The 15,123-nt window shown below is 39.8% G+C and carries 11 protein-coding genes, 25 tRNA genes and 2 rRNA genes (1 of these 38 running past the window's edge); 37 read left to right on the forward strand and 1 reads right to left on the reverse strand.

Annotation, left to right across the window (positions count from 1 at the left end; all coding sequences use genetic code 11):
* The 33 genes from IGJ04_RS09890 to IGJ04_RS10050 form a co-directional block, all read left to right on the forward strand.
* Nucleotides 1-300: ribosomal RNA gene (locus tag IGJ04_RS09890) — 23S ribosomal RNA — on the forward strand (it extends 2,613 nt beyond the left edge of the window).
* A 96-nt stretch (nucleotides 301-396) separates the two neighbouring features.
* Nucleotides 397-512: ribosomal RNA gene (rrf, locus tag IGJ04_RS09895) — 5S ribosomal RNA — on the forward strand.
* Nucleotides 513-526: 14 nt separating this feature from the next.
* Nucleotides 527-599, forward strand: a tRNA-Val gene (locus IGJ04_RS09900).
* A gap of 6 nt (nucleotides 600-605) precedes the next feature.
* Nucleotides 606-678: transfer RNA gene (locus IGJ04_RS09905), tRNA-Lys, on the forward strand.
* A 16-nt stretch (nucleotides 679-694) separates the two neighbouring features.
* A tRNA-Leu gene (locus IGJ04_RS09910) sits at nucleotides 695-776 on the forward strand.
* Nucleotides 777-782: 6 nt separating this feature from the next.
* Nucleotides 783-858 (forward strand) — tRNA-Thr (locus IGJ04_RS09915).
* A 4-nt stretch (nucleotides 859-862) separates the two neighbouring features.
* A tRNA-Gly gene (locus IGJ04_RS09920) sits at nucleotides 863-934 on the forward strand.
* 15 nt (nucleotides 935-949) lie between these two features.
* A tRNA-Leu gene (locus tag IGJ04_RS09925) sits at nucleotides 950-1,035 on the forward strand.
* Nucleotides 1,036-1,049: 14 nt separating this feature from the next.
* A tRNA-Arg gene (locus IGJ04_RS09930) sits at nucleotides 1,050-1,123 on the forward strand.
* A gap of 11 nt (nucleotides 1,124-1,134) precedes the next feature.
* Nucleotides 1,135-1,208: transfer RNA gene (locus tag IGJ04_RS09935), tRNA-Pro, on the forward strand.
* Nucleotides 1,209-1,221: 13 nt separating this feature from the next.
* Nucleotides 1,222-1,294: transfer RNA gene (locus IGJ04_RS09940), tRNA-Ala, on the forward strand.
* A gap of 23 nt (nucleotides 1,295-1,317) precedes the next feature.
* A tRNA-Met gene (locus tag IGJ04_RS09945) sits at nucleotides 1,318-1,391 on the forward strand.
* 20 nt (nucleotides 1,392-1,411) lie between these two features.
* Nucleotides 1,412-1,485 (forward strand) — tRNA-Ile (locus tag IGJ04_RS09950).
* Between the two features lie 33 nt (nucleotides 1,486-1,518).
* Nucleotides 1,519-1,608, forward strand: a tRNA-Ser gene (locus IGJ04_RS09955).
* Nucleotides 1,609-1,641: 33 nt separating this feature from the next.
* A tRNA-Met gene (locus IGJ04_RS09960) sits at nucleotides 1,642-1,715 on the forward strand.
* Between the two features lie 38 nt (nucleotides 1,716-1,753).
* Nucleotides 1,754-1,830: transfer RNA gene (locus tag IGJ04_RS09965), tRNA-Asp, on the forward strand.
* A 1-nt stretch (nucleotide 1,831) separates the two neighbouring features.
* Nucleotides 1,832-1,902, forward strand: a tRNA-Gly gene (locus IGJ04_RS09970).
* A 9-nt stretch (nucleotides 1,903-1,911) separates the two neighbouring features.
* Nucleotides 1,912-1,985: transfer RNA gene (locus tag IGJ04_RS09975), tRNA-Ile, on the forward strand.
* 14 nt (nucleotides 1,986-1,999) lie between these two features.
* Nucleotides 2,000-2,071: transfer RNA gene (locus tag IGJ04_RS09980), tRNA-Glu, on the forward strand.
* Between the two features lie 12 nt (nucleotides 2,072-2,083).
* Nucleotides 2,084-2,173, forward strand: a tRNA-Ser gene (locus IGJ04_RS09985).
* 33 nt (nucleotides 2,174-2,206) lie between these two features.
* A tRNA-Met gene (locus IGJ04_RS09990) sits at nucleotides 2,207-2,280 on the forward strand.
* A 48-nt stretch (nucleotides 2,281-2,328) separates the two neighbouring features.
* Nucleotides 2,329-2,402, forward strand: a tRNA-Asp gene (locus IGJ04_RS09995).
* A gap of 5 nt (nucleotides 2,403-2,407) precedes the next feature.
* Nucleotides 2,408-2,480 (forward strand) — tRNA-Phe (locus IGJ04_RS10000).
* A 14-nt stretch (nucleotides 2,481-2,494) separates the two neighbouring features.
* A tRNA-Gly gene (locus IGJ04_RS10005) sits at nucleotides 2,495-2,565 on the forward strand.
* A 13-nt stretch (nucleotides 2,566-2,578) separates the two neighbouring features.
* Nucleotides 2,579-2,652 (forward strand) — tRNA-Ile (locus IGJ04_RS10010).
* Between the two features lie 10 nt (nucleotides 2,653-2,662).
* A tRNA-Ser gene (locus IGJ04_RS10015) sits at nucleotides 2,663-2,750 on the forward strand.
* A 15-nt stretch (nucleotides 2,751-2,765) separates the two neighbouring features.
* Nucleotides 2,766-2,837: transfer RNA gene (locus IGJ04_RS10020), tRNA-Glu, on the forward strand.
* A 242-nt stretch (nucleotides 2,838-3,079) separates the two neighbouring features.
* A complete protein-coding gene (gene licT, locus IGJ04_RS10025) occupies nucleotides 3,080-3,922 on the forward strand; it encodes a BglG family transcription antiterminator LicT (RefSeq protein WP_002355181.1) in 843 nt (280 codons plus the stop codon).
* A 73-nt stretch (nucleotides 3,923-3,995) separates the two neighbouring features.
* On the forward strand, nucleotides 3,996-5,894 hold the full coding sequence (locus IGJ04_RS10030) for a beta-glucoside-specific PTS transporter subunit IIABC (protein ID WP_002358327.1): 1,899 nt from the start codon (nucleotides 3,996-3,998) through the stop codon (nucleotides 5,892-5,894).
* Nucleotides 5,895-5,917: 23 nt separating this feature from the next.
* Nucleotides 5,918-7,348 carry a 6-phospho-beta-glucosidase gene (locus IGJ04_RS10035; protein WP_002375743.1) on the forward strand — a complete coding sequence of 477 codons (1,431 nt, stop codon included), beginning with the start codon at nucleotides 5,918-5,920 and terminating at the stop codon, nucleotides 7,346-7,348.
* Between the two features lie 122 nt (nucleotides 7,349-7,470).
* Nucleotides 7,471-8,937: a glycoside hydrolase family 1 protein gene (locus tag IGJ04_RS10040; protein ID WP_071646527.1), complete on the forward strand. Its 1,467-nt coding sequence runs from the start codon at nucleotides 7,471-7,473 to the stop codon at nucleotides 8,935-8,937.
* Between the two features lie 20 nt (nucleotides 8,938-8,957).
* A complete protein-coding gene (locus tag IGJ04_RS10045) occupies nucleotides 8,958-9,776 on the forward strand; it encodes a histidine phosphatase family protein (protein WP_438840172.1) in 819 nt (272 codons plus the stop codon).
* A 1,082-nt stretch (nucleotides 9,777-10,858) separates the two neighbouring features.
* On the forward strand, nucleotides 10,859-11,602 hold the full coding sequence (locus IGJ04_RS10050) for an alpha/beta hydrolase (protein ID WP_192189302.1): 744 nt from the start codon (nucleotides 10,859-10,861) through the stop codon (nucleotides 11,600-11,602).
* 17 nt (nucleotides 11,603-11,619) lie between these two features.
* On the opposite strand, the gene IGJ04_RS10055 is transcribed toward IGJ04_RS10050, so the two are convergent.
* Entirely contained in the window at nucleotides 11,620-12,213 is a 594-nt protein-coding gene (locus IGJ04_RS10055; protein ID WP_016618196.1) for a bifunctional transcriptional activator/DNA repair enzyme AdaA, read from the reverse strand.
* Between the two features lie 110 nt (nucleotides 12,214-12,323).
* On the opposite strand from IGJ04_RS10055, the gene IGJ04_RS10060 reads away from it, so the two are divergent.
* The 4 genes from IGJ04_RS10060 (at nucleotide 12,324) to IGJ04_RS10075 (ending at nucleotide 15,105) form a co-directional block, all read left to right on the forward strand.
* Nucleotides 12,324-12,815 carry a methylated-DNA--[protein]-cysteine S-methyltransferase gene (locus tag IGJ04_RS10060; protein ID WP_010713611.1) on the forward strand — a complete coding sequence of 164 codons (492 nt, stop codon included), beginning with the start codon at nucleotides 12,324-12,326 and terminating at the stop codon, nucleotides 12,813-12,815.
* A 12-nt stretch (nucleotides 12,816-12,827) separates the two neighbouring features.
* Complete coding sequence (locus IGJ04_RS10065; protein WP_002408650.1) at nucleotides 12,828-13,340, forward strand: DNA-3-methyladenine glycosylase I; 513 nt, start codon at nucleotides 12,828-12,830, stop codon at nucleotides 13,338-13,340.
* Between the two features lie 12 nt (nucleotides 13,341-13,352).
* On the forward strand, nucleotides 13,353-14,027 hold the full coding sequence (locus IGJ04_RS10070) for an HD domain-containing protein (RefSeq protein ID WP_016618195.1): 675 nt from the start codon (nucleotides 13,353-13,355) through the stop codon (nucleotides 14,025-14,027).
* A 142-nt stretch (nucleotides 14,028-14,169) separates the two neighbouring features.
* Complete coding sequence (locus IGJ04_RS10075; protein WP_002355191.1) at nucleotides 14,170-15,105, forward strand: cation diffusion facilitator family transporter; 936 nt, start codon at nucleotides 14,170-14,172, stop codon at nucleotides 15,103-15,105.
* Nucleotides 15,106-15,123: the final 18 nt, after the last annotated feature.

The following is a 15,123-nucleotide window of genomic DNA, read 5'->3' on the forward strand; positions in this document are numbered from 1 at the left end:
CAGTTCGGTCCCTATCCGTCGCGGGCGTTGGAAATTTGAGAGGAGCTGTCCTTAGTACGAGAGGACCGGGATGGACTTACCGCTGGTGTACCAGTTGTTCTGCCAAGGGCATTGCTGGGTAGCTATGTAGGGAAGGGATAAACGCTGAAAGCATCTAAGTGTGAAGCCCACCTCAAGATGAGATTTCCCATTTCTTTAAGAAAGTAAGACCCCTGAGAGATGATCAGGTAGATAGGTTGGAAGTGGAAGGCTAGTGATAGTTGGAGCGGACCAATACTAATCGGTCGAGGACTTAACCAAAGAATGGATAAGTAAAAGCAACTTGGTTATTTTGATTCAAACTTCAATCCAGTTTTGAGTGAATGAAGATTCAACTCAATAAGAAACAACACCCAGTGTGGTGGCGATAGCGAGAAGGATACACCTGTTCCCATGCCGAACACAGAAGTTAAGCTTCTTAGCGCCGATTGTAGTGAAGGGTTTCCCTTTGTGAGAGTAGGACGTCGCCACGCGAATTGTTGTTTTTGGAGGTTTAGCTCAGCTGGGAGAGCACCTGCCTTACAAGCAGGGGGTCAGCGGTTCGATCCCGTTAACCTCCATTTTTTGAGCCGTTAGCTCAGTTGGTAGAGCATCTGACTTTTAATCAGAGGGTCACAGGTTCGAGCCCTGTACGGCTCATATTCATATTTCATTTGCGGGTGTGGCGGAATTGGCAGACGCACTAGATTTAGGATCTAGCGCCGCAAGGCGTGGGGGTTCAAGTCCCTTCACCCGCATATTTAGCCGGCTTAGCTCAGTTGGTAGAGCATCTGATTTGTAATCAGAGGGTCGAGGGTTCAAGTCCTTTAGCCGGCACCATTTTGCGGAAATAGCTCAGTGGTAGAGCACCACCTTGCCAAGGTGGGGGTCGCGGGTTCGAACCCCGTTTTCCGCTTAGCCAATTCATTACGCCGGGGTGGCGGAACTGGCAGACGCACAGGACTTAAAATCCTGCGGTGAGTGATCACCGTACCGGTTCGATTCCGGTCCTCGGCATTGTTTTATATTTAGCACCCATAGCTCAACTGGATAGAGTGTTTGACTACGAATCAAAAGGTTAGGGGTTCGACTCCCTTTGGGTGCATTAGTTATATACGGGAAGTAGCTCAGCTTGGTAGAGCACTTGGTTTGGGACCAAGGGGTCGCAGGTTCGAATCCTGTCTTCCCGATAATAATTTTCATGGGGCCTTAGCTCAGCTGGGAGAGCGCCTGCTTTGCACGCAGGAGGTCAGCGGTTCGATCCCGCTAGGCTCCATTCTTATTTTAATATAAGAGTTTCGCGGTGTAGCTCAGCTGGCTAGAGCGTCCGGTTCATACCCGGGAGGTCGGGGGTTCGATCCCCTCCGCCGCGATTATACATTTGGAAGAGCCTGGACCTTTAGCTCAGTTGGTTAGAGCAGACGGCTCATAACCGTCCGGTCGTAGGTTCGAGTCCTACAAGGTCCATTGTGACGTTGTTTATAGTTTTATTTTTATCATGGAGGATTACCCAAGTCCGGCTGAAGGGAACGGTCTTGAAAACCGTCAGGCGGGTAAAACCGTGCAAGGGTTCGAATCCCTTATCCTCCTTTCTTAGGAATTAAATTTCCTTGGTCTAATTATCGCGGGGTGGAGCAGTCAGGTAGCTCGTCGGGCTCATAACCCGAAGGTCGTAGGTTCAAATCCTGCCCCCGCAATTGCTTTTGATTTCAAAAGCACATAAAAAGAAAAGTATGGTTTGGTAGTTCAGCTGGTTAGAATGCCTGCCTGTCACGCAGGAGGTCGCGGGTTCGAGTCCCGTCCAGACCGCCATGCGGGTGTAGTTTAGTGGTAAAACCACAGCCTTCCAAGCTGTTGTCGCGAGTTCGATTCTCGTCACCCGCTTTTCTTTTTGGGCCTATAGCTCAGCTGGTTAGAGCGCACGCCTGATAAGCGTGAGGTCGATGGTTCGAGTCCATTTAGGCCCATAATTTTATAAAATGGCCCGTTGGTCAAGCGGTTAAGACACCGCCCTTTCACGGCGGTAACACGGGTTCGAGTCCCGTACGGGTCATAGTTTTGTTACGGAGGATTACCCAAGTCCGGCTGAAGGGAACGGTCTTGAAAACCGTCAGGCGGGTAAAACCGTGCAAGGGTTCGAATCCCTTATCCTCCTTTCTTAGGAATTAAGTTTCCTTAGTCTAATTATCGCGGGGTGGAGCAGTCAGGTAGCTCGTCGGGCTCATAACCCGAAGGTCGTAGGTTCAAATCCTGCCCCCGCAATTGCTTTTATTTTTTAAAGCATACATTTGCATAAAGCAAAAACGAATTGGTTTGGTAGTTCAGCTGGTTAGAATGCCTGCCTGTCACGCAGGAGGTCGCGGGTTCGAGTCCCGTCCAGACCGTTTTTGGCTCGGTAGCTCAGTTGGTAGAGCAATGGATTGAAGCTCCATGTGTCGGCAGTTCGATTCTGTCCCGCGCCATCCAAGAAAAATTTGCGGGTGTAGTTTAGTGGTAAAACCACAGCCTTCCAAGCTGTTGTCGCGAGTTCGATTCTCGTCACCCGCTTTTTTCTTATTTGGGGCCTATAGCTCAGCTGGTTAGAGCGCACGCCTGATAAGCGTGAGGTCGATGGTTCGAGTCCATTTAGGCCCATTTATTTCTTGGGGAAGTACTCAAGTGGCTGAAGAGGCGCCCCTGCTAAGGGTGTAGGTCGGGAAACCGGCGCGAGGGTTCAAATCCCTCCTTCTCCGTTTTTTCTTTTTAATGGCCCGTTGGTCAAGCGGTTAAGACACCGCCCTTTCACGGCGGTAACACGGGTTCGAGTCCCGTACGGGTCATAGTGAAGCATACAAACATTGTTTGTATGCTTTTTTTATTTTTATTACAAAAAAATGTCGTTGAAAGCGTTGACATTTGTTGTAAATATGTTATTCTTTGGATGTAGGGATAAGTAAATAGATGGATAGTGATTGTTTAAAGACAAGCTAAACCTAATTTTTTCATGAAGCGACAGATGTGTCGTTCTTTTTGAAGAAATTGGGTTTTTCTTTTTTCAACGAAACACAAAGGAGGTGGGGCATTGATTATTCACAAAATTTTGAACAATAATGTGGTTATTACATTAGATGATGATAAACGAGAGCAAATTGTTATGGGCAAAGGAATTGCTTTTAAGAAACGCATTGGTGATTGGGTTCCTGATGAAAGCATCGATCAAGTTTTTTATTTAGCCAATCAAGAAACATCACTTAAGTTTCAAGAATTGTTAGGAAATATTCCTTTAGAGATGATGAAACTCTCGGATGACATTATTGTTTATGCAAAATCAACGTTGAAAAAGAGTTTGAATGATACCATTTATATTTCTCTGACGGATCATTTGTACACAGCTTTAGAAAGAAAAAAACAAGGAATTGCAATTAAGAATTTATTATTATGGGATATTAAACGTTTTTTTCCTGAAGAGTACGAAGTAGGAGTAAATGCTTTAAAAATGGTACAAAAGCGCGTAGGAATGGAATTGTCAACGGATGAGGCAGGTTTTATCGCATTGCACTTGGTAAATGCGGAGATGGAGGAAGAAGTCGGTAATATTTACGAATTGACAAAGTTGATGCAAGAGATTACAAATATCGTCAAATACTATTTTAAGGTAAGTTTTGATGAAGACTCTGTCTACTTTTATCGATTTAGCACACATTTAAAATTTTTCTGTTATCGCTTATTACACCAACGTGAAGTTGTCGAAAATGATGATGAAGAACTGTATGCGGTAATTAAAAAGAAATATCTCAACGCCTATCGTTGCGTGGAAAAGATCAGCTTGTATTTAAATGAGAACTATGACTATCAAGTTTCAAATGAAGAACGCTTGTACCTAACGATTCACATTGCACGAATTGTACAAACAACGGAACAATAAACGCACCACTTTGGATAGTGACATTCAGTTGGCTAAACCTTCAAATGAAAATAAATTTTTGGAGGAAAAAAAGATGGGAAAATATCATGAACTAGCAGAAAAAATTGTAAAAAATGTCGGTGGGCAAGAGAATATTAATAGTTTGACACATTGTATCACACGTCTTCGCTTCAAATTAAAAGATGAGAGTCAAGCGAATGATGATGTCTTAAAAAATATGGACGGTGTGGTAACTGTTATGAAAAGCGGTGGACAATACCAAGTCGTTATTGGGAACCATGTTCCAGCCGTTTACGAAGAAGTAGTTAGTATTGCAGGCTTGTCAGGAGAACGTGAAGAAGAAGCTTCCAGTGGGAATTTATTTGATCGCTTAATAGATATTTTAAGTGGTTGTTTCCAACCCTTTTTAGGGGCGTTAGCAGCGGCTGGGATGGTCAAAGGGTTAAATGCCTTATTGGTTTTCTTAAAGCTCTATACGGCTACGTCAGGGACTTATACCATGTTAAATGGGATTGGCGATGCAATTTTCTACTTTATGCCAGTTATTTTAGGTTATACAGCAGCTAAAAAATTCCGGTTGCATCCGATGGTAGGGATCGTGATTGGCGCAGCTTTATGTTACCCAACGATTCAAGGAAGTGCATTACAAACGGCCTTTGAAACAACAGCGGGAGCCGGAGCCGCAGCACCGTATAATTTATTCGGCTTACCTGCCTATAATACATTTATGGGGATTCCTTGGGTCGGTGCGAACTATACAAGTAGTGTCGTACCAATCATCTTCATTATTGCTTTTGCGGCACAAGTTCAAAAAGTGTTTAAACGGATTATTCCAGAAGTTGTTCAAACGTTCTTAGTACCGTTTTTCGTCTTGTTGATTGCCTTACCAATTGGTTTCTTAGTAATTGGGCCAATCGTTAGCATGCTAACAGATTTATTAAGCGCTGGCTTTACAGCATTAATGAGTTTCTCACCAGCTTTGTATGGTTTGATTCTTGGCTTCTTCTGGCAAGTCTTAGTTATTTTTGGTTTACATTGGAGCGTTGTGCCATTAGCCATTATGCAAGTGACACAAGAAGGTTCAAGCCAAGTATTAACGGGATCATTTGCAGCTAGTTTTGCGCAAACAGCGGTTGTTTTAGCGATGTTCTTCAAATTGAAAGATAAAAAGTTAAAAGCTTTGTGTCCGCCAGCAATTATCTCTGGTATTTTTGGTGTAACAGAGCCAGCAATTTATGGAATCACTTTACCAAAAAAATGGCCATTTATTTATTCAATGATTGGTGGCGCTGTCGGTGGTTTATATTTGATGATCAACAATGTGACAGCTTATACAATGGGTGGTTTAGGAATTTTCGGTGTGCTAAACTTTATCAATGGTGATGATGCAAGTGGGATGATCCAGTCCTTTATTGCAATTGCCATTGCAGCGGTCGTTGGTTTTGGTCTAACATTCTTCTTCTGGAAAGACAATACAGTTGAGGAAGAAGAAGTGATTATTGATAAAACAACGATTAAAAAAGAAAATATTACAAGTCCAGTCAAAGGACGAGTGTTATCTTTAAAAAATGCAGAGGATCCTGCTTTTGCAAATGGAGCATTAGGAAATGGGGTCGTGATTGAACCAACGGAAGGCAAAGTGGTTGCACCCTTTGATGGAACGATTGTCACACTATTCCCAACAAAACATGCATTAGGTTTGATTTCAGATAACGGCACAGAATTATTGATTCATATTGGGATTGATACAGTTCAATTAGAAGGCGAAGGCTTTGAAGCTTTTGTAAAACAAGGTGACCGCGTGAAAAAAGGTCAAACATTAGTAACCTTTGATTTAGAAGGAATTAAAAAAGCTGGGTTTAGTACACAAATTCCAATCGTTGTGACGAATACAGCGGATTATTTAGATATTTTGGAAGTCGGCAGTAATGAAGTTTCAACAAGTGATGATTTGCTGACCGCTTTAATATAAAAAGATGTGGAGGAAGAGAATTTATGGCATTTAGAAAAGACTTTTTATGGGGTGGCGCAACAGCAGCCAATCAATGTGAAGGTGGCTATAACGAAGGCGGACGCGGTTTGGCAAACGTCGATTTAGCGCCAACGGGTCCAGATCGTTTTCCAGTAATCACTGGTGAAAAGAAAATGTTTAACTTTGATGAAGAACATTTCTATCCTGCACAAGAGGCAATTGATATGTATCATCGCTATAAAGAAGATATCGCCTTATTTGGTGAAATGGGTTTTAAAACATACCGTTTATCCATTGCTTGGAGTCGAATTTTTCCAATGGGAGATGAAACAGAGCCGAATGAAGAAGGCTTGAAGTTCTATGAAGACTTATTCAAAGAATGTCATAAATATGGGATTGAGCCACTAGTAACGATTACACACTTTGACTGCCCAATGCACTTAGTGGAAGAATATGGCGCTTGGCGTAGTCGTAAGTTAGTAGGTTTCTATGAAAATCTTTGCCGTGTAATTTTCAACCGATATAAAGGATTAGTCAAATATTGGTTAACATTTAACGAAATTAATATGATTTTACATGCACCATTTATGGGAGCAGGTCTATACTTTGAAGAAGGCGAAAACAAAGAACAAGTGAAATACCAAGCGGCCCATCATGAACTACTAGCAAGTGCAATTGCGACAAAAATTGCTCATGAGGTAGATCCTGAAAACCAAGTAGGTTGTATGTTAGCGGCTGGTTCCAACTACGCTTATACTTGTAAACCAGAAGATGTTTTCGCTGCTCGACAAGCAGATCGTGAAAATTATTTCTTTATTGATGTCCAATCACGTGGGGAATACCCTGCGTATGCTTTAAAAGAAATGGCCCGTAAAGGTATTCAAATTGAAATGGAAGAAGGCGACGAAGAACTTTTAAAAGAACATACGGTGGACTTCATTTCGTTCTCTTATTATTCTTCTCGTGTCACATCAACAGATCCAGAAATTAATGAGCAAACAGCTGGTAACATCTTTGCCTCTGTGAAAAATCCTTATTTAAAAGCCAGTGAATGGGGTTGGCAAATTGATCCACTTGGTTTGAGAATTACGATGAATGATTTATATGATCGTTATCAAAAACCACTATTCATTGTTGAAAATGGCTTAGGAGCGGTAGACACACCAGACGAAAATGGTGATGTAGTCGATGATTATCGTATCGATTATTTGGCGGCGCATATTCAAGCGATGAAAGATGCTGTTGAACAAGATGGTGTCGACTTGTTAGGCTATACGACTTGGGGCTGTATTGATTTAGTATCAGCTGGAACAGGTGAAATGAAAAAACGCTATGGCTTTATCTATGTGGATCGCGATAACGAAGGAAATGGTACGTTAAAACGAAGCAAGAAGAAATCGTTTGATTGGTACAAAAAAGTAATCGCAACAAATGGTGAAGATTTAAGTAATTAATAAAATTAGCAACTATTAAAGGGCGTTTGACGTTGGCAGAAAAAACAAGGACTCTTCTGCTAACGTCAATTCCCTTGATGGTTTCTTTGTGATGCCTAAAAACAGAGGGAAAGAGGGGTTTTATGGGATTTCCAGAAAATTTTTTATGGGGCGGTGCAACAGCTGCTAACCAATATGAAGGTGGCTACCTTTCAGGAGGCAAAGGTCTGAGTACATTAGATGCAATTACTGGTGGTAGTCAAACAGAACCGCGACGGATTACGTATTTAACTAAAGAGGGCCAAAAAGCTTCGTGTACGCGCGATCAAGCATTACCCGAAGGAGCGATTGGCTATATCGATGAAGAGTTATACTACCCTAGTCATGTAGCGACGGACTTTTACCATCATTACGAAGAAGATATCGCCTTATTTGCAGAAATGGGTTTCAAATGTTTTCGGCTGTCTATCGCCTGGAGCCGGATTTGCCCAAATGGAACAAAAGAGATTAATGAAGAAGGCTTAGCCTTTTATGATAAAGTTTTTGATGCTTTGCTGCGCCATGGAATTGAGCCTGTTGTGACGATTAACCATTTTGATATTCCGATGTATTTGGCCGATGAATATGATGGTTGGAAAAATCGTGAAGTGATTGATTTCTTTGTTTTCTTTTGCGAAACCATTTTTACACGTTACCAGGATAAAGTGAAGTATTGGATGACTTTTAATGAAATTAATTTTTTAAGAAGTTGGACGCAAATTGGGATTCACAATAATGATAAACAAAGTAAATATCAAGCAGCGCATCATCTATTTGTAGCAAGTGCGAAAGCCGTTGAATTAGGACATTCCATCAATCCAGATTTCCAAATTGGTATGATGGTGGCTTATATTCCAAGTTATCCTTTGTCCTGCAAACCTGAGGACGTGATGGCAGCTGTTCAATTTAACCGAGAGCAAGAATTTTATATGGATGTCCAGGCTAAGGGCTATTATCCAGCGCATAAGCTCAAAGAATTTGAGCGTGAAGGAATGACAATTCAAATGGAGTCAGAGGATTTAGCGATTATTCAAAAAGGAACAGTTGATTATATCGGGTTTAGTTATTATATGTCGACTGTTTCGACTGCTTATCCCGAAGAAGTAAAATATGTCGGAGGCAACCAAATGCCTGCGGTTAAAAATCCTTATTTGCAAGAATCTGAATGGGGCTGGGCTGTCGATCCTTTAGGGTTAAGAATTTCATTGTGTCAGTTGTCAGATCGTTACAATATGCCATTGTTTGTGGTTGAAAACGGGTTTGGCGCGGTAGACACATTGCAAGAGGATGGCTCGATTGTCGACGATTACCGCATTGATTATTTTAAACAACATATTGAAGCCATGAGAACCGCAATAGAAGAAGACGGGGTTAACTTAATTGGTTATACGCCATGGGGTTGTATTGACTTAGTTTCAGCAGGGACTGGCGAAATGAAAAAACGTTACGGTTTTATCTATGTAGACATGGATGACGAAGGTCAGGGAACCTTGAAACGAACTAAGAAAAAATCATTTAATTGGTACAAACAAGTTATCGCTAGTAATGGTGAAAACTTAACAACTGAGTAGAAAATGAGGGGAAATAAAAAATGAAAAAACGATTGACGATTGTGGGGATGCTTTTTCTGGCCATTTTAGTAATGGTTGGTTGTGGTAAAAATCAGCAAGCAACAACAAAAGAAAAAGAGACAAAACCTGAAGAACTAACTCTTTACATTGTGCGCCACGGAAAAACCATGTTAAATACGACGGACCGCGTACAAGGATGGTCAGATGCGGTCTTAACACCAGAAGGTGAAAAAGTTGTGACCGCAACTGGGATTGGCCTGAAAGATGTTGCCTTTCAAAATGCATATAGTAGTGATAGTGGCCGCGCCTTGCAAACTGCTCAACTTATTTTAGATCAAAATAAAGCAGGCAAAGACCTTGAAGTCGTGCGTGCCCCAGATTTACGTGAATTTAATTTTGGTAGCTATGAAGGGGATTTAAACAAGACAATGTGGCAGGATATTGCTGATGATCAAGGTGTTTCCTTAGAAGAATTTATGAAAAACATGACCCCTGAATCCTTTGCCAACAGTGTAGCTAAACTGGATCAACAGCGCGAGGAAAGCAAGAATAACTGGCCTGCAGAAGACTATGCTACAATTACCAAACGTTTGAAAAAAGGCTTAGATAAAATTGTTGCCACAGAATCAGCCAATCCCGGAAATGGCAATGTTTTAGTGGTCTCTCATGGCTTGAGTATTTCAGCGTTGTTAGCAACTTTATTTGATGATTTTAAAGTCCCAGAAGGCGGTTTGAAGAATGCTAGTGTTACAACGATTCATTACAAAAATGGCGAGTATACTTTGGATAAAGTCAATGATGTCAGCTACTTAGAAGCAGGCAAAAAAGAATCAAAATAATCTAAGGCGTCGAGAAACAGTTTATTTAGGAGTTGGTGGAGCAAGAAAAGGGTTGCTCCACCAACTCCTATTGTTTTTTTATTAAAAGTGAAGGCTTACCTCATCACATTTTTAAATAGAAGTGGTTCGAGCTCAAAAATGATTTATCGCATAACTATGCTGACTAGATTTTGGACCGTTTTTATACTAACTGAATAAAAGCATGTTCTGATGGGGTATTTTTACATTTATATTAAGTAAAAATTAGAAATTATTTTTTTAATTAGTGAATCAACTATTAAATAAATAGCATGAAAACATTGTGACATGTATCTGTTAAAAACCAGTCCTTTTTATGACTATTGTTGTTTTAGTTAATGAAATAGGTTGTTATTTATTATCTAAATTGTATAAGGCTGTTACTATGCTTGCTTATATTAGTAATGTGTTCCTATAAAATAGAATAATAGCTATGTCTATTTAAAATAGTGTATGCTACTATTTTTTACAACAGACAAATTTATGAAAGTAAGACTGTTTGTTGAAAAATAATTTATATATTAATGAAAAAGTTTAAGAAAGTGTATTGATGGTTTCAAGTGAAGCGATATAATTAATTCATTAGAGAGAAGTGTTAGAATGGCGAGGAAGCAATGGTTTATTGTTAAGTCAATGTTACTATCATTCCTTATTTTAGGAGTCCTTTCCTTCATTTTCAAAGAATATATTTTTGAAAATGTTGGTTTATTGAGGGCTTCGTTAGCTCTGATAGTATTTTTCATTGGCGAGTATATCTATTTAGACTATACTTTATCAAATAACAGGGCTTTATTGATCTGTTCGGTGTTGATATTTCTGCTTTCAGCTTCATTGTTATTTTAATAAGGGAAGTGTAGGAAAAATAAATGATGATTTGAAACGGTTATTATCAGCTACTTAGAAGCAGGCGAAAAAGAGACAAAATAATCCCTGGATTAGAGAAACAGTCTATTTAGGAGTTGGTGAAGCAACAGAAGTATTGCTTCACCAACTCCTATTGTTGTGTTCTTTTTTTATTAAAGGTAGAATCAGAAAGAAGAATTTTTTCATTGGGAGGAAATGAGATGAAAAATAGAACAAAATCACGTTGGAAAAAAATTGTCCTAGGAATCGGGCTTTTTTTAGCGGTATTAGTCATCGGTTTGACTATTTTTATTAAAAATAGTACGTATCAAGCAACCGATTCGGCCTTAAAAATAAGTCAAAGTGCCACGCAAGAAAAAAATTATGATTATTACACAAACGGGCAAAAAAATGATACAGCACTGATTTTTTATCCAGGTGCATTGGTTGCGCCCGCTAGTTATAGTGAATGGGCGCAAGAAGTTGCTACGAAAGGTTATGATGTCTATATTGTTCATTTTCCTTTGAATTTAGCGGTTCTTGCACCAAATGCTGCAGAACAAATTATAAAGGATCATCCACAACAAAACTTCGTTTTGGCTGGGCATTCTCTGGGTGGTGTGATGGCTAGTCGTTTTGTAGCGGAAAATGAGCAACGAATCAAAGGCATGATTTATTTAGCCAGCTATCCTGACGAAAAAGGTGCACTAAACAAGCAAAATCTGCCGGTTCTGTCAATAACAGCCACAAACGATGGTGTTTTAAATTGGACTAGCTATCAAAAAGCCAAACAGTTTTTGCCAAAAGATACGCAGTATGTATCTATCGAAGGTGGGAATCATGCAGGGTTTGGTAATTACGGTGTCCAAAAAGGAGACAACAAAGCGACAATTTCTAATGAGCAACAGCAAACAGAAATCAGTCAATTGATTGTAGCATGGCTACAATCACGCCCCAATAAATAATCCGATGAGCCGAAATGTTATTTTTTCGGCTCATTTTTACTGCGATAAACAGAGGGGGTTACGCCTGTTTCTTTTTTAAAAGTGGTGGCAAAATATGCTGCGGTTTGGAAGCCAACTTTTTTCGCGATTTGTTGAATCGTAAGGGGTGAATGGAGAAGCAATTCTTGGGCGTGCCTAATTCGGACACTTGTTAAATAAGCTGACGGGGTTTGTTTCGTTTGCTCCTTAAAGGTTCGCTGCAAATGAAAGGGACTACCGTGGCAGGCTTGCGCTAAATAGTCTAAACTTAATGGTTCCGCTGAATGCCGATCAATAAATTGCTTAATTTGAGCAACCCATTCCTCATTAGGAACGACTTGCCCGGTTGGTTGACATCTTTTACATGGACGAAAACCAAGTGTTAAAGCTTCCTGAGCCGTTTTGAAAATCAGAACGTGGTTCTTGTTGGGCACACGGGAAGGGCACGAAGGACGACAAAAAATTTTAGTTGTGGTCACACCATAAAAAAAATCACCATCAAATTGCGTATTATTATTTTGAATGGCTTCCCAACGTTTCTGAGTAAGTCGATACGTTGTTTTCATTGTAAGCACACCTCCCATTTTCTTCATTGTAAAAGAATCCCTAATAAAAACAAGTAAAAAGTGATAGGAGCGCAAGATTTTGAAAGCCAAAAGAATTATAATGAAGATAAGAAAACACGAGAAAGAAGTGTAGAAATATGGCAAAAAAGATTTATTATGCGCAACAAGAATGGCAGAAAGATCACTATTATCTTGGTGTGACAGACGCTGGACTAGCTTTTGTAGGTTCAGCCAATCAATCGATAGAAGAGCTGAAAAACTGGTACCCTCAAGCACAATTAGAAGCTTCTGAAAAGAAAACTGCGCCTTATAAAGAAGCATTAATAAGTTATCTTAACCAACATTCGACAACGTTTGCTTGTCCCATAGACATCGAAGGAACGCCCTTTCAAAAAGAAGTTTGGCAGGCGTTGCAAGAAATCCCTTATGGTGAGACAATGACTTATCAAGAAATTTCAGAAAAAATTGGGCGTCCACGTGCGGTTCGAGCAGTTGGCACAGCGATTGGGAAAAATCCTTTATTAATGGTCATTCCTTGCCATCGAGTCATCGGCAGCAAGGGACAATTAACCGGTTACCGTGGTGGTTTAGCAATGAAACAAGCATTATTAACATTTGAACAGTCTTAAAAGGAGGCGGCGATGAACAACTATCAATGGTATACAGAACAATGGGGAAAACCTACAAGAGAGGATGATTTGCTGTTTTTATTGTTGACGGTGGGTGTTTTTCAAGTTGGTTTAAGTTGGAAAGCAGCAGCAGGGAAAAAAGTAGCATTCATGAAAAATTTTTGCCAAATGAAGCCGGAAAAAGTTGCCGCGCTGTTGCCTGACGAAGTCGATCAAATAGTAGCTGATCCAGATATGATTCGCAATCGGCGCAAAATTGAAGCAACCATTAAAAATGCGCAAGCAATTTTAAAAGTACAAGAAGAATTTGGCAGTTTTGCCAATTATCTATGGCAATTTGTAAAAAACGTCCCCGTTTTATCTATTTATGAAGAAGCATACCAAGTCCCGCGCACACAGCTTTTGTCAGATAACGTAGCAAAAGACTTAAAAAAAAGAGGATTTTCTTTTGTAGGTCCGATTGTCACCAATATGTTTCTGAAAGCTAGCGGGATTATCCAGGTGGAAATTTTAAATCCAGAATAAAGGAGTGTTAGGATGTTTGAAAATGAATCTCTTAGTTTTGAAGAAAAAACAATTATTCAAGCAGCAGAGCGTTATGTTCAACAAGAATTAGCCAACGAAGCAAGTGGCCATGACTGGTGGCATATTTATCGAGTGACACAATTAGCAAAAACAATTGCAGAGAAAGAACAAGCAAATTTATTTTTATGTATATTAACAGCATTGTTACATGATATTGGCGATGAAAAATTTAACGAAAGTGAAGAGGCTGGCTTGCTAAAGGTGCAACAATGGTTGGAAGCAAATAACGTATCAACAGAGCAAACGAATCACATCCTTTCCATTATTGCTAATATGTCCTTTAAAGGAGGAAATACTGGGAAAACAGTCACTACATTAGAAGGAAAAGTGGTCCAGGATGCGGATCGACTAGATGCCATCGGCGCAATTGGAATTGCACGGGTGATGGCTTATTCGGGAAATAAAGGCCGTTTAATTCACGATCCTCACAAACAACCTCGTGAACAGTTAACCCAAGAAGAATACCGGAATGGGGAAGATACTGCTATTATGCATTTTTATGAGAAACTTTTAAAGTTAAAGGAACAAATGAATACAAATTATGGTCGCTTATTGGCGGAAAAGCGTCATCAATTTATGGAACTTTATCTGGAGGAATTTTATCAAGAGTGGGATGGACACCGATAAATGAGGGTCAACTAAAACAGTCAGTACATTTCTTTTTGAATTTTAAGAGAACTCTTTTTTACAAATACCTCAGAAGTGGTAAAATGATGGATGAATAAACGGGTGGTTTATCTTAGTTTTACGTTACATATAGGAGGTAATTATGGAGACAAAAAAATCGAGTGGCATGTTTGCAGTTATTGCCGCACTGATTGCGAATATTTTAGTAGCGATTAGTAAATTTGTTGGTTTTGCTTTAAGTGGTAGTACCGCTATGATGAATGAAAGTATCCACAGTGTCGTGGACTGTAGTAATCAGGTGTTATTACTTTTTGGGAATAAGCGCGCTTCTCGTGGACAAAGTGCGTTACATCAATTTGGAGAAGGCCGTGCAAAATACTTTTTTAGTACAATTGTTGCAACGATGCTCTTTTTTGGTGGGGGCGCGTTAGGCGTAATGGAGGCTATTCAGAAGTTACTGCATCCCTCTCATGAAGTAGAAAATGTGGCTATTGTCATTGGTATTTTAATTTTTGGTTTGCTTGTGGAAGGTAGCTCTTTGCGTGTAGCGATGAAAGAAATCAAAGAATTGAATACAGAGAAGTTATCGCTCTTAAAATTTTTGCGAGAAAGTCGTCACAGTGAAATTTTAATTATTTTTACGGAAGACTTTTGTGCGGTTATTGGTTTGTGTTTAGCTTTGGTGGGGACCCTTTTAACGATGGTAACTGGGATTGCTGCATTTGATGCTATCAGTGGTTTACTGATTGGTTTACTATTAATGTGTGCAGCCATTTTCTTAGCGAAAGAATTTTATAGTTTGATTATAGGCGAAAGTGTGACCGCTACAGATTTAGCAAAAATTAAAACCGCATTTGATCGGGCGGATGTTGAAAAACTAATTGATGTAAAGACCGTTCATTTAGGCCCAACTGAAATTTTAGTAGCGGCAAAAATTGATGTGGTAGAACCAATGGAAGAAGATGCACCTGATGTTGTGAATGCGATTGAACGAGACATTCGCAGTAAAATGCCTGATAAAAAAATCTATATCTATATTGAAGTTGACGATTATGATGTGAATTACGTTCGTAAATAACAAATGAAAGAATAACTT

Origin of the sequence: Enterococcus sp. AZ050 (assembly GCF_051715085.1) — a bacterium.
In the GTDB taxonomy this organism is placed as follows: Bacteria; Bacillota; Bacilli; order Lactobacillales; family Enterococcaceae; genus Enterococcus; species Enterococcus faecalis.